Below are 14,212 nucleotides of genomic sequence, written 5' to 3' on the forward strand. Positions count from 1 at the left end.
GTTCCTGTCCGCCTCCATCTGACGGGATACCGGCATGTCCGAAGGACATTCTCCTTCGCTTCTGCGGCTGACAGGCCGATATTTTGCTCTGGTTTTCCTGATCGGAACCGCACAGGCGGCAACAGCGCCGCTCGTCACCGATGTGCTGCCATCAGGCGTTCCCCTGCCCTCCCCGGCACCGGGTTTTGTTTTGCCCCCTGAAGATACGGGAACCGAACTTCTCGGGGATGTCGGCGGCGCACGATCATGGCTGGGACGAAAAGGGATCCGGTTCAATCTTCAGGATGTCGAGGAAGTCTGGGGTCTCGCCTCCGGCGGCCTGCACCCCGGTCCGACCTATGACGGCATGACGGCCGTAACGCTTCTGCTGGAAACACGTCGGGCCTTCGGATGGCATGACGGGCTGTTCAATATCAGCGCCATTCAGGTCCGGGGACGGTCTCTGGCCGGAGAACGCCTTGGCTCCCTCAATCCGGTCAGTGGTTACGATGCCGGTCGGACGACCCGCCTGTTTGAACTCTGGTACGGGCAGGGATTTTTTGGAAACCGGCTGGATATTCGCGTCGGAACGATCGATCTGGACACCGAGTTTCTGGTCAGCCAGAACGCGTCCCTGTTCCTGAATGCCAGTTTCGGCTGGCCACTCTCGACATCCAGCAATCTCTATTCGGGCGGCCCTTCATGGCCGTTTTCCGCCGTCGGAACACGGATCAAATGGTCTCCCGCCTACCCGCTCGTCCTCATGCTCGCCATCACGGACGACAATCCGACCCGAGGCCCTTTCTACAGCACCCTCAGTCCGACACGGATCGACCCGTCAGGGACGACCTTTTCCACAAAGGGCGGCACTCTTTTTATGGGAGAGGCCCAGTTCTGGGTCGATGCAGCACAAAGCCTTTCGGGAAAGGATGCCCCTGCCCTTCCGGGAACATGGAAAATTGGCGGACTGTACGATACAGGCCGCTTTCCAGACCCGCGTTTCGACAATCAGGGTGGCCTTCTGGGAAGTCCGGACAGCACCGGTACGCCCTTTTACCATTCCGGAACCTGGCTGGGTTATGTCGTGTTTGATCAGGCGCTCTGGCGAACGATGGGCGATCCGGTCAAGGCCATCAACACTTTCGTACGCGCCACCATGGCCAGTGGCACCCGAAACCGTCTTACCGCCGAGGTGGAGGCCGGACTGACCTTTCAGGGCTTTGTCCCTTCCCGCCCCAATGACGTGATCGGAATCGGCTGGGGAACAGGATTTTTCAGCCATCGCGCCAAGGAAAACGCACGGGATGTTATTCGTCTTTCAGACAGTTCGGCCAGACTTCTGGTGCCGGAAAACCATATCGAACTGACCTGGCAGGTTCCGATCCGCGATTACGTCACCCTCCAACCGGATTTTCAGTATTTCTGGAATCTGGGCGGTCAGGAACCGGTAAAAGGCGCCTCATCCGCATCACGAGGAGCCGTTCTGGGTCTGAACATGACCACGTCCTTCTAAAACCGGTTTTATGATTTCAATTAAGTTTCAAACTTCGGTTCCGCTTTGCCCGGTAAGGTTCTGTTCACGGCCTGTAAAGCCGGTGACAAAGGAAACTATTCATGACGCAGGACAACGATTTCGGCGGTCTCTCGCCAGACGAACAGGCTCGGGCGCGCATGCGCTACGAAATCATCGATGACCTGGATGAAGAATTCGAGCTTTCTCTGGAAGAAAATGAAGGCGAAGGTCTCGATCCTGCGGACCGTGAATTCCGCCGCACTTATTTCCGCGAACTGATCCGCCTTCAGGGCGAGCTCATCAAGCTGCAGGACTGGGTCAAGGCCAGTGGCGAGCGGATTGTCGTCCTCTTTGAAGGCCGGGACGCTGCGGGCAAAGGGGGCGCAATCAAGCGCATCACCCAGCGTCTGAATCCCCGGATCTGCCGCGTCGCCGCCCTTCCGGCGCCAAATGACCGCGAACGCACGCAGTGGTATTTCCAGCGCTATGTGGCCCATCTTCCGGCCGCAGGTGAAATCGTTCTCTTTGATCGCAGTTGGTACAACCGTGCCGGCGTTGAGCGTGTCATGGGGTTCTGCACGGACGAAGACTATGAAGAATTCTTCCGCTCCGTTCCCGAATTTGAACGCATGCTGGTCCGCAGCGGAATCCGGGTCATCAAGTTCTGGTTTTCGATCACGGATGAAGAGCAGGAATCCCGCTTCCGCGCCCGGATCGAAGACCCGCTGAAGCAGTGGAAACTCAGCCCGATGGATCTTGAAAGCCGTCGGCGTTGGGAAAATTACACGCTAGCCAAGGAAGTCATGCTGGAACGCTCCAGCATCCCCGAAGCACCCTGGTGGGTCGTTCCCGCCGTGGACAAGAAACGCGCGCGCCTGAACTGCATCGCCCATTTCCTGTCACTTGTGCCCTACGAACCCGTCAGCCGCACAGAAGTTGTGCTGCCGGAGCGGGTCTTCCATCCGGATTATGAGCGCGAACCCACACCCGAGACCATGCTCGTTCCCGAACGCTACTGAAAACCACGTCTTCTCCTCCCTCTGACGGGAGGAGAAGACGCCTGATTTCAATCAGTCATCCCCGGGGAAGAGCGGTCCTGACGCGACGTTGAAGGCTTTTTCCAAAGTCATTGAATGGGATTTCAATGAAACGAAAGGAAAAATACGACGCTACCAAGGATATTGCGAGAACCGGAACAAGCATCAGGAAAGCCTGTACAGGAAGCGAGTACGGAAGCAGGAAAGACGTCATCAACCGCGCAACAATGACGATAACCAGAAAATGGACGAGATATATTCCAAAGGAAATATCTCCAAGCCAAACCAGCCAGCGCACCGAAAGAAGCCGGGACATATGGCTCTTTGTCGCAAGGCCATAAATGATGACAGCAGCAAAAATGGCTTCGACAAGACTGCGGAACGGATCGTTGAATGGCGGATCAACCTGGCCTGTCACCACCTCCACTATCTTCCAGGCCCCAACAAGTCCGATCACCGCCGCATAGAAAAACAGGTCGGAATATCGTTTCTCATGAGCCTGTAAAATCCTGAAGGTCAGAATTCCGACAACAAAATCGACCGCGTAAACTACAGGAAGACTTTTCCCGCCACCATCGGCAGCAATAAACGATAATACCGCCGCAATGACGAATGTCAGTGCAGCAAGCCAGAAACGTCCTGTGCAGGCTTTGACCAAGAATGGCAATATCAATGCCACCAGTAATTCGCAGGCGATCGTCCAGTTCTGGGGAACGAGAGCACTATTCATGCCAACAAAACATCTGGCCAGGATCGAGGCCGATAACGGCACGCCATGCGGAAGCAACCCGGCAAACCAAGAATTGGTAAATGGCACGTCCCAGGTCGAAAAAGACGACTTTACATAAATAAGCGATAAAGCCGTTACGACTGCAAGCAACGGAACAATGCGGAAAAAGCGCCGGACGTAAAATCCGGCAAGCCCACTCACGCTTATGGACTTTCTGAAAAGAGACGGAGACAGGACGAAGCCGCTCAGAACAAAAAATACAACAACGGCCGCCTGCGAATTCAGAAAGATATTCTGGTATGCCAGCCAGAAAGTTTCGCCTCCAGGAAAGCAACGCACATAATGACGCAACAATACGGTTATGGACGCAATTCCCCGCAGTGATTGCAGAGACGGGATATGATCCGCCGAAGAGCTACTCAAACCGGTGGGCTCGTGCGTCCTGTCAGACATTCTGTTTGTTGTTCCTGAAACGGTTTATTTTCCAACATTCATACTGGAAACAAAAAAAGAAGCACCCGTTTCCAGGTGCTTCTTCTTCAATCCCGGAACAGACTAATCGCCAGAGCGATTAGCAGCCCCAGTGAGACGTGTTGTGGATCACAGATGCCTGGGAATGCGACGAAGACTGTCCCGATGACGAGAAGCAGCCGTGTGAACCGCTCTGCTGGCCCCAGTTGAAAGAAGAGCTCCAGCCGCTACCGGACTGGGCGGAGTTGCCACCAAACCAGTTGCTGCTGCCACAGCTGCTCGACTGCCAACCCTTGCAGGACGAGAAAGCATTGCTCCAGGACGCAATGATCTGCTTGATGGAAGAGGAGTAGTCACAGCCACCCGATCCCCAACCCCAGCCCCAGCTCGCGCCATGGCCGCCACAACCCGTGCTGGAGCCATTATGACCGTTCGATCCCGAGTGACCGTCGTGGCCGTTCCAACCGGAATGACCGCTCGAGTTTCCATCATGATGACCCCAGTGGCCACCGTGCCCACCACAATGGTTGCCCGAGTTGCCACTGTTCGCGGACGTATCAGAAATAAGATAATTACCGCTCTTATCCTGAGTAATCGCGAGGGTGCCCGGAGTATATCCGGAAGCCATCGTGACACTGTTCAGGGTCAGCGTGTGGTTATCGCTTTCCTGCACAACGAGGCTGTAGCTACCGTCCGTGTTCTTGACGTACGATGCTGAGAGCGGGGTCTCGCCCGTATTGGCTGTGATGCCGAACTGGGTTTTGGAAGAAACACCCGAGAACTTGGTGTCGACCGTTCCGTCCGAACCATTGAGGAAAAACTGCTCGCTCGACTTTGAGTCGAATGCAACAGAGACACCCGTCGTCAGAAAACCCGTGTACATCGTGCTGTTGCCAGAGAGCGTGATGTGCATCGAATTTTCGACGTTGATGCTGGCTGTCTGGCTACCAAACGTGGAATCAACCAGATTCAGCGTACCGCCGCCATTCAGACGAGAACCCGCGCCCATGAAAACGTTGCTACGGTTGTTTTCGATGGTGAGAGTGCCGTTCATGACGTTGATGTCGCCAAGCTGAACTGCAGACGGCGTATCGATCACGATCGTGCCGTACTGGAACACCTGGAAAGCACTGGTCGAGAAGACAGGAGAGCTTTCGCTGGACTGGCAGGACGTTGCCGTGATGTCGAGTGTGCCGTATCCACCGATTGTCAGGCTGGGAACCGGCGTTGCACTGACCGTGCTCGCGACAGCTTCTGCCGTGACAGTAGCGCTCGTACCGAAAATGGAAACGTCATGATACGTGGTCGGAGACTCACCCGTCGACCAGTTCGTGACATTATAAAAATCGCCGCTAGTGCCGCCGGTCCAATAAGTCGAAGCCATGTCGCAGTTATCCTGTACTATCGGGAGCAGTCCCGAAAATATTACAATCAATCCCAAGGCGCTCAATTATTGAGTTAGCGCACTTTTGGATCGAATAATGTGCACTTACTCGCACATCCGAAAAATCTTTTCTCATTAATAAGACGTTAATGAGTTTTTTTGTTATCAACATCGCCCTCAAGGCCGAAATATGCGCAACTAAGAGGGCCTTTCCAGCGGAAAGGGCCCAACAAAAAAAATCCAATCCAGACTTTTCGTCAAAAAAGCCAAATATCTTCGGCAGATATTCCCAATAGTTAAAGTGTGATTAATTTTGCCCTATTAGAACAAATGCTTAATTTTTGAGCATCGATGAAAAATATACGGAAAATCAACGGAGCATTGTCATTCTCTCAACGAGACGCCCATGCCGCCGATGGCCTTGGCTCCGAACAAACCATTAATATGGACCGGGAATCGGGTTGGTAGGCAAATATGCTAGCGCTATGCCCTGCACTGGAAAGAATGAGCAGATCGGAACCTTGATCTTCCACAATCCAATCTGACTGCATTGGGTAACCTGCATCCGCGCGCAGGTCTTTCCACCCTCGTCAGCAATTTTGAGGTCATGGCGCTGCCCTCCCGAAATAACATCAAAACATTTTAGGAGAGGGTTTTTGTAGGCAACAGCATGAAAGGCGGGTGACAAACCAAAATAATTCGGCAAAACGCAAAGACGAATGATGATAATTTTATTTTCACGGCATGGAACAAACGTCTCAAAAGAAATAATCTTAGAACTTGAACATCTCCTGGACTGGAGGCATCCATAACCAGAATGATAGCGCTGAAGGGTTGACGCACTCTCGTGACTAATAGCCTCGAACCGGAAAATGCCCCGATCCCGGAGCAGGAAACATTTACGAACGTCGGCGCAAAAGCCGCACGCGGTGCGGCACTTCTGCTCGGGGCCAAGCTGTCAGGTCGTCTCCTGGATTTTGTGTCGCTTGTTGTTCTGACCCACCTTCTGCTGCCGGCAGATTTTGGCGTCGTGTCTCTGGCCATGTCCGTCATTTATCTTACGGAAGCCATTTTCGAACTTCCCTTATCTCAGGCGCTCGTTGTTCTGGAGACCATAGACAAAGATCATCTCGACACATCATTCACGCTCAGCTTCCTGCGCGGCACCATTATTTGTATTATTATCTTCGTCATTTCCCTCCCATTTTCCATTATATACCACGACTCCCGGCTGTTTCCGCTGCTCATGGCGCTTAGTCTGGCTCCTGCCCTGCGCGGAATGTGGAGTCCGACCCTGACGCTTTACACAAAGCGTCTCGATTTTACGCGCGAATGTATCATCGATTTTCTCGGAAAATTTGGTTCTATGACCGTTGCGGTTATTGTGGCCGTGACAACGCGCTCCTACTGGGCTGTTGCAGCCGCAACGATTACAAATACTGCTTTTGGGATGATCGTTTCTTATGTGATCTCTCCATACAGACCACGCTTTACGCTATCGCGATGGAGCGATTTCAGAAATTTTCTTGGCTGGAGCAGTGGAGGCCAGATCATCAGCGCCATCAACTGGCAATATGACCGCCTTATTCTGGGACGCATGGTTCCTCCGCAAACCTTGGGAGCCTTTTCGATCGCGAGCGATCTGGTGGGGATTCCGTCACAGGCCATTATCGCGCCTCTCAGTCGCCCCCTGCTTTCTGCCCTTGTGGCGCGGCGGGACAACATGGATCACTTCAGAAATCTCTACCAGTTGTCGAACGCCAGTGTGTTCATGATCATTCTTCCTATTTTTATTGAAATGTCTGCGCTTTCAGGGGAGATCGTCCACACGATTCTGGGGGCAAAGTGGGAAAAATCCATCACCTATATTTCCCTGCTCGCCATTCCACCGATCCTTGCAGGATTGGCAGAAGGCATTTCAGCACTGGTCATGGCTTTCAAGAAAAACCACCTTTACATGCGCCTTAATTCTCTGGAATTTGCCTTCAAGATCCCTATCGTCACAGGAGCGTCCTATTTATTCGGAGCGCTGGGAGCATGCTGGGGACGCATCTGCGTCGCATTCATCATGATGCTTATCTATCTCTCGACCACAAAAACCCTGATCAAAGTCTCTTATGGCGAAGTCTTCTTTCAGAACTGGCGGACCTGCCTGGCCGGCATTGTGTCATGGCTCAGTATAGAAAGCATTAAATGGTATCTCCTGCCGGCTTCATGGCCCGGCATTATAAAACTCTTCATTCTCGGCAGCGCTGGCCTCATGGCTTATGTTCTTGCACTGCTCGCACTCTGGTCTATGACCGGAAAAAAACCTGGATCGGTAGAAGCCAGGGTCGTTGGACTATGCATGTCAAAGCTGAGGAAAAACCGCGTCGCGCTTTGACAGGCACGCTGTCTGCCAGACAGGCATTCATCCCTGTCAGTTTTTCCTACCCGAAACGTTGCAGCAATTCTTTCGCAGCAGCGTTTCCTCGCGATGCTGCTAAATGCAGAAGCCTTTTCGCCTCTGCGGGATCAGCAGCACATCCCATTCCATTATAGACCAGTTGGGCCAGTGTTACCGCAGCCCCCGCGTGTCCGGATTCTGCGGCGCTGCGATACCAGGAATGGGCCTCAGGAAAATTGGGACTAACACCATCGCCCTGAAGATTGATATCTCCGACCAACGCAATCGCTTCAACTTCTCCACCCTGTGCGGCTTTGCGCAACCACGTCTCGGCTTTGGAAACATCCCGCTCCACGCCACGCCCCTGATAATAGGCGATTCCAACCTTCATCTGTGCCGCAGGCCGATCATCTTCAGCAGCTTTCATGAAATGCTCGAAGGCCTGCGCGTCTTTTCCGCCCTCATATTCCAAAACGGTTCCGAGAGTCAGTTCAGCATCCGCAAGACCAGCCTGCGCGGCCCTGCGGATATAGGATAGACCTTGCTCGCGCTCCGCGGCATTTTGCGCGGCTCCAAGCAGATCAAGACCATAGCCATAAAGACCCTGCACATTGCCAGCCTCAGCAGCCCTGCGATAAAGTTCCCGCCCTCTTTCAGGATCGCGCAGAGTGTCAGGCCCTTGCATCAGGAGATGAGCCATCATCGCCATACCGTCGGGATCTCCGCCGTCAACGGCTTTCTCCGCCCAGTGCAAGGCGCCTTCATAGTCAGGCGCTCCCTGTTCGGGAATTCTTTCAAAAACTGTCGCGCGATCTACGGATGCTGGGCCCAATCCCATGTAACACAACTGTGCCAGTTTATGGCACGCTTGGGCGTGACCATGTTCTGCGGCTTTCTGAAACCAGCGCAGGGCTTCTCCGGGGTTTATAGGGACGTCTTTATCCGCCAGATAAAGCTCTCCCAGAACAAACTGAGCCTCCTCATTTCCTGACGTCGCCAAAGTATGAAGCTGTCTGAGTCCCTGCCTGGCCTTTCCATGCTCCAGCAGTCTCTTCGCATTTTGCAGCTTTGCCTCGGGCCGGAGAAATAACGGGAATCCGAGTTTACTCATGGGACTTTTCCAGACTTGAAGAAATATAAGGTCAGGTTGTGGAGAGTGTTACAGGACAGTGCCTGAATGGCGCAACAAACCGGTGAGAAAAATATTCAAGCCATACTTCCGCTGGAGACCTCAGACCATGCAGTGACAAAGCCACAACCAGAACGCCCACAAGAAGCACTACAACAGACCAATCAGGCTTTTTTTGTTTCGAGGATGTCTGTATTTCCCGATAGCGTGCAAACGTCAGCAACAGAACGCCCAGCATTCCCAAAGCGCCCCCCACACACACCTCGGCAACGGAATGGACATGCAACCAGACACGTGCAGCGCCAGCGAGCAGTGCAATCGCCAGAGCCCCCACAAAACCCGCGATCGGCAGCCTGCCAAACAACACAATCATGCTGCCATAGACAAACGTCGTACCTGCTGTATGCCCGCTCGGGCTGTAAAGATTCTGGCCCGGAATCCGGCCGCATGCTTCAAACTCCAGTTTAAGCACCAGCATTCCGCCAAACACCACGATCACCAGAGCCAGCCATTGGAAAAATATTTTCCGCCGCGCCTGCACAATCAACAGAAGACCAGTCAGGGCCATCACCGGCCACAGGATATTTTCGTCTCCGAAGTCGCTAAAAAACCCGATAAAACTTATGAGGCCGTCAGGCACGCACCCGCTTTCCCGCTTTGGTCTGAAGGCGAATCAACGATGATACCAGCATGGCCAGCATCACATAAAAATCCATCGTTCCCAGAACTGGCCCTGAAATCAGGGTCGCCACCGTTCGCCCGAGCAGGGCAGTAAATGTTGCCTCGATCATCCATGCATCAAGCGATCGTTCACCCGCTGCCGCCTTGATCGTGCGATAGATTTTCAGAAACAGGCTTCCATTCCAGATCACCAGAATCAGAACACCTACAACGCCTATCGTAGCCAGAAAGCCCGGAAGAAGACTGGAGGAACGGTCACTGCCCCAACCGGTCCCAAGGCCATAGGTGTCAAATGCAAGTTGGTACGAATCAGCGTCCTTCTGGGTCCGCTCCTCATAAGAAGCCGACTGTTTCTTGTCCTGAGTTTCCAGCATGACTACCGACGCCGCTTTTACAACATCAGGCGCAAAAGCCGTCAGAGCCAATGTCGTCACCCCCATGCACACTATTCCGCCTGCAATGAACATCATCAGACGTCGGAACAATCGCCTCTCACGACTTAATACGGCGTAAACGATCAACAGGACCAATCCAGCCAGCATGGCGACATATCCCGTCGTCGACGTCGTCATCAGCAGACACAGGGTACTCATGAAAATCATTAACCGTGTCGCCCAGTTTCCATACCCTCTCAGAGTGGACCATACGGTTGAATAAAGCGTCCCTGTGAGAAATGTCGCACAGGATGAAGGTTCGGTGAAGGTTGCATTGATGCGCGGCACCGGGCCGCTCATCTGCCCATCGAGCACGGCCCAGCCTGGATTGGAGTAGAAAAGTTCTTTCGGAAACGGAATACTTCCAACCAGACGGTGCGCCATCTCCCAGAAACCGATCCCACACGCCAGAGCGGCTCCCAGGAGATAGGCATTGTAAAGCCGACGTGGATCAGCCTCACGCCGGGTCAGAAAAAAAACAGTCATGACAAACATGACAAGATCTAAAACCAGATAACAATCCTGGGTCATGTTCCCGCGCGTGGGCGCAAGCGGAACACGGGCGGCTACGTCGTCCATTTTCTGGGGCCAAACTAGCACAACCCCTTCAAACAGACGGGGCAGCAGAATGGAACCAAGGAGCGCCCAGAAAAACGAGATAAAAAGCGGCACGCAAAATTTGAGGGTCGGTCCAACCGCGGGGAACTTGACCCCCAGCATGAACTGAAGACCCATGAACGCAATGAAGAGCATGCCCGGAGCCATTGTCGGCTGCAGGCCAAGCCCTCCCATGACCAGAACCGCTGCCGCCTGAAAGATTCCTCCTATGAGGGTCAATTCCAAGAGACGCTGCGGATCTTTCCTAAAGAAGAAAATGAAGCTGAGGGGCCAGAAAATCAGCCCCATCGCGGTCAGAGGCATATCAGACCCTGTCGTTCGGCCGGGATGGCATGAAGTCTCGCCATTGCTGTTCGACAAAGGATGTGAAGCGTGAGCGGAACAGCTCTTCCGAAAAACGGAGAGCGTTCTGATGACACAGTTCCGGGGTCATATCCTGTTCATGCTCTTCGAACTCCTGAACAGCTGCGACGATGCTTTCCGCGCTCTGGGTGTCAAAAAGAAGACCTGTCACGCCTGACTGGACGATATCGCAGGCTCCCCCGCGGCCATAAGCAATCACCGGCGTTCCTGCTGCCTGTGCCTCAACCAACGAAATACCGAAATCTTCTTCGCCCGCATAGACGAAAGCCTTGGCGCCACCCAGCGTCGACTGGAGTTCGGCATCGGACACATGCCCCTTGATCGAGATATTCGGAGCGTCTCCGGCCTTTTCCCGAACAAGTTCCAGATCTGTACCACCGCCAATAACGATCAGTGTCTTATCAGGCATGTTCCTGAAGGCTTCGACCACCAGATCAATCCGCTTGTAAGGCACCAGCCGCGACACCACGACGTAGTAGTCCTTTTTCACCTGTGCGACCGAAAAACGCTCCAGATTAACGGGAGGCGGAATAACCGCAGCCTCACGCCGCCATGTCTTTCGTATCCGCCGGGCGATATAATTGGAATTGGCGATAAACGCATCCACTCCGGCCGCGGCACGGACGTCCCAGTTCCTCAGGCGATGGAAAAGCCAGCGGATATAGAAGCCCCGCAAGCCACGATTCAATCCACTCTGGCGAAGATAGGTGTTCTGGAAATCCCACGCATACCGCATCGGCGAGTGCACATAAGACACATGCAACTGATCAGGGCCTGTAATGACGCCCTTTGCCACTGCGTGATGACTGGAGATGACGATATCGAATTCACTGAGATCCCACTGCTCCACGGCAAGCGGCATCAGACCAAGATAATGCCTGAAAAGGCGACGTGCGAAGGGCAGTTTCTGAATGAATGACGTCTGGATTTTACGGCCACCGAGCCGCGCCCGGTCTTTTGGAGACAAAAAATCCACCACGGCAAAGATTTTTGCATCCGGGTAACACTTAATTAATTGCTCAATGACAAGCTCGGAGCCGGCCCAGTTTTCAAGCCATTCATGTACGATCGCAACTCGGATGGATTCCATGTCTCTTTTTTCTCATTCTGCTGCCATCGAACGCCAGTCAATGACAGGTGCCTGCACTCATTCAACGAAACCCGCTTCGGTGGAAGATACATCGCCCATCGCTGGCAGCGGAATTGGACTTGCGGCGTTTCTGGGAACATTCATCTGGATCGCTGGCGGTTACTGGCTCTTTTCCTGAGCTGTTGCCACTTGAGAGTAACAACCCAGTAAGAGCCTGCGACGCCCGGCATCAGAAATGCCGTTCATAGACCTTGATGACATCCCCCGGCTTTACGAAATTCTGAGGATAAAGCAGTCCGGCGACCGTATAATTTCCCTCTTGGCGGATTGTGTAGGCATATCGCTCCCACGACCGGTAAGTGAACCCACCAGCCGCAGCGACAGCGGAAAGCATCGTCATGCCCGGCTGATACGCATATTGCCCCGGATGTTCGACTTCGCCGATTATTGAAATCAAACGGTAGGCCGTAACCTGAACCGCAATCTTCGCATCCCGGAGAATGGCTTTCTGTCGCAGAGCCGCTGTAACCTGTTGGCCAAGCTGTTCTGTCGTCAGACCCGACGCGTGAACGTTCCCGAGCAACGGGATATCAATATTGCCTGCACTGTCGATTCGAAAATCAGAGGTCAGCTGATCCTGCCCGTAGGTTATCAGACGCACCTCGTCATCGGTTCCAAGACGATACTGCACTGGGTCGTAGACAGGAACCGGCGACAGACCGGCACCCGGGCTACAGGCCGCCAGAGCAATGCCCGATATGGGAAAAAGGATATATTTCCGCACACTCTGTAACAGCGACATTCGGGAGATTTCTGTCATGATGAGAACTTTATCATAATTGATATTTCACACTTATCATAGCCATATCGATGCTGTATCGGCTGCTCCCCGAAGCATTCGTATTTCGATAGACGTTAGAAGCCTCAAGAGAAAAATGCTGGTCCAATGCCCAGTCCACGCCAACGCTGAAGTTGGCATTCAACTGGGACGTCATCGTCTGATACAACGGGGTATTGTTGAAGATAGCCGGGCTCTGTCCAGCTCCGCCCTGTTGAATCTGGAAGCCGGCGTGCAGGACGACATTACGGGAATAGACCTGACGGATATCAAGAGCAGCGGTCGTATAAACAAAACCGATCACGCTTTCAAAAGCACTATCAGAAATCCCACGTGATACGGTCAGAGACACTCGCGTCATGCGTGTAGGGGTCCATGTCCCACGCAGCTCTGCATAAAACGTATTAAGGGTTTTATAGGCTGAGACATTATAGAATCGATTCTGATACCCCCCCAAAACACGAATACTGAAAGGACCCGGTATTTCATAATCATAGCCGAGCAGAGCCGAAAAGCCGTTGGAATCTCGTGAAGGAAGATGAAACCGGTTATTGGAGTACCGGATCTCAACACCCTGCCCGATCAGCAACAGATCGCTGCCTTCCGCAAGGCTGTAGCGCACCCCAACGCCTTCAGAGAAAAGGAGCCGGTCACGATAGGACTGATGCAGATAGATGTTATCGCCTGGAAGGTCTGTGAAAAGGAAACGCTTCAGATCGAAGTTCGGAATGATCGACAATCTTCCGCGCGTCTCGATCCTATCATCCAGACTGAGATCTTCCGTAAAATAAGGAATGGGCTGATTGACCTCAGCAGCCCCCAGATCAGATGGCATCTGGGTCATCTTCTCATGATCAAACCGATAAGAGAGGCGATGGCGGCCGATCTTTTCATATCCGCGCAGAAAGGCCGTCCAGTTCGTCTGGTTCTGTAATTTTCGCTCCGGATAATACTGCTGGCTAACGGTAGCCCCGATATCAAGCAGTCTTCGATTTTGGGTCAGAAGTCCTTCAAGATTGGCGTTGGTTACACTGGCCACACTTGGAACCCCGCCCATCATCTGGTCGGCATTATTGGTATAGCCCCATCCTTCGGACGCCCCTCCACTGATCGCCCAAGGCCCATATTGCAGACCCTGTGATCCATAGCGACGATCCGTATCAGACTGAAACGCATCGACAGAAAGGCCGTCTTCGGCGCTTCCCAGCGCAGAGAGATTCTGTGTCACGACCTGCGCATGCGCCGCCCCACTCAGAAACAGGGAGAGCTGCGAGGCGATCCCGATCTCAAGCGCAAAAAACAGACGCAAACCAGTTTTTTCACGACACACGAACATAGGACCTCTTCTAACAGAAAAAGATCCACCCAGAAATGCTTCGATTGCAGCAATAGCGACAGATATGAGACATATACGCTATGACGATTTATTAATTGTCAATATTGTAGACGTACATATATTTTTGTGTCTATAAAAAGTCTTAATTACCGAGAGATCGTTATTTTTGTACCCGTTCGCCCGGAGACTAATTGGGGAACAACGCTGCTATCGCATCCGGTAG

General features: G+C 53.1%; 12 protein-coding genes. 4 read left to right on the plus strand and 8 right to left on the minus strand.

The window, feature by feature from the left end; translation table 11 throughout:
• Positions 1–34: 34 nt before the first annotated feature.
• A complete protein-coding gene (locus HKD28_RS11145; protein ID WP_235993429.1) occupies positions 35–1,492 on the plus strand; it encodes a carbohydrate porin in 1,458 nt (485 codons plus the stop codon).
• A 101-nt stretch (positions 1,493–1,593) separates the two neighbouring features.
• Entirely contained in the window at positions 1,594–2,511 is a 918-nt protein-coding gene (gene ppk2, locus HKD28_RS11150) for a polyphosphate kinase 2 (protein WP_099287011.1), read from the plus strand.
• 55 nt (positions 2,512–2,566) lie between these two features.
• On the opposite strand, the gene HKD28_RS11155 is transcribed toward ppk2, so the two are convergent.
• Complete coding sequence (locus HKD28_RS11155) at positions 2,567–3,712, minus strand: acyltransferase family protein (RefSeq protein WP_194268182.1); 1,146 nt, start codon at positions 3,710–3,712, stop codon at positions 2,567–2,569.
• A gap of 118 nt (positions 3,713–3,830) precedes the next feature.
• Positions 3,831–5,114: a hypothetical protein gene (locus HKD28_RS11160; protein WP_194262507.1), complete on the minus strand. Its 1,284-nt coding sequence runs from the start codon at positions 5,112–5,114 to the stop codon at positions 3,831–3,833.
• An 847-nt stretch (positions 5,115–5,961) separates the two neighbouring features.
• Here HKD28_RS11160 and HKD28_RS16015 point away from each other — a divergent pair.
• The gene (locus HKD28_RS16015) at positions 5,962–7,497 is read left to right on the plus strand and encodes an oligosaccharide flippase family protein (RefSeq protein WP_328750308.1); all 1,536 of its coding nucleotides are present in this window, start codon (positions 5,962–5,964) and stop codon (positions 7,495–7,497) included.
• A 46-nt stretch (positions 7,498–7,543) separates the two neighbouring features.
• Here HKD28_RS16015 and HKD28_RS11170 read toward each other — a convergent pair whose 3' ends face one another.
• The 4 genes from HKD28_RS11170 to HKD28_RS11185 form a co-directional block, all read right to left on the minus strand.
• Entirely contained in the window at positions 7,544–8,611 is a 1,068-nt protein-coding gene (locus HKD28_RS11170; protein WP_194268184.1) for a tetratricopeptide repeat protein, read from the minus strand.
• A gap of 31 nt (positions 8,612–8,642) precedes the next feature.
• Positions 8,643–9,269, minus strand: coding sequence for a phosphatase PAP2 family protein (locus tag HKD28_RS15765; RefSeq protein WP_194268185.1), 627 nt, complete (start codon positions 9,267–9,269; stop codon positions 8,643–8,645).
• On the minus strand, positions 9,262–10,581 hold the full coding sequence (locus HKD28_RS11180) for an O-antigen ligase family protein (protein ID WP_194268186.1): 1,320 nt from the start codon (positions 10,579–10,581) through the stop codon (positions 9,262–9,264). The genes HKD28_RS15765 and HKD28_RS11180 overlap by 8 nt, the downstream gene beginning before the upstream one ends.
• Positions 10,582–10,666: 85 nt before the next feature.
• Positions 10,667–11,815 (minus strand): glycosyltransferase, encoded by a 1,149-nt coding sequence (locus HKD28_RS11185; protein ID WP_194268187.1) that lies wholly within the window; start codon positions 11,813–11,815, stop codon positions 10,667–10,669.
• On the opposite strand from HKD28_RS11185, the gene HKD28_RS11190 reads away from it, so the two are divergent.
• A complete protein-coding gene (locus HKD28_RS11190; protein WP_062031013.1) occupies positions 11,814–11,993 on the plus strand; it encodes a hypothetical protein in 180 nt (59 codons plus the stop codon). The two genes, HKD28_RS11185 and HKD28_RS11190, sit on opposite strands and share 2 nt — an antisense overlap.
• Before the next feature lie 51 nt (positions 11,994–12,044).
• Here the strand turns inward: HKD28_RS11190 and HKD28_RS11195 are convergent, their stop codons facing one another.
• The gene (locus tag HKD28_RS11195) at positions 12,045–12,635 is read right to left on the minus strand and encodes a polysaccharide biosynthesis/export family protein (protein ID WP_235993430.1); all 591 of its coding nucleotides are present in this window, start codon (positions 12,633–12,635) and stop codon (positions 12,045–12,047) included.
• A gap of 13 nt (positions 12,636–12,648) precedes the next feature.
• The gene (locus tag HKD28_RS11200; RefSeq protein WP_194262500.1) at positions 12,649–13,962 is read right to left on the minus strand and encodes an outer membrane beta-barrel protein; all 1,314 of its coding nucleotides are present in this window, start codon (positions 13,960–13,962) and stop codon (positions 12,649–12,651) included.
• Positions 13,963–14,212 lie beyond the last annotated feature (250 nt).

The sequence above is a fragment of the Gluconobacter cadivus genome (genome assembly GCF_015244745.1).
GTDB classification, from domain to species: domain Bacteria; phylum Pseudomonadota; class Alphaproteobacteria; order Acetobacterales; family Acetobacteraceae; genus Gluconobacter; species Gluconobacter cadivus.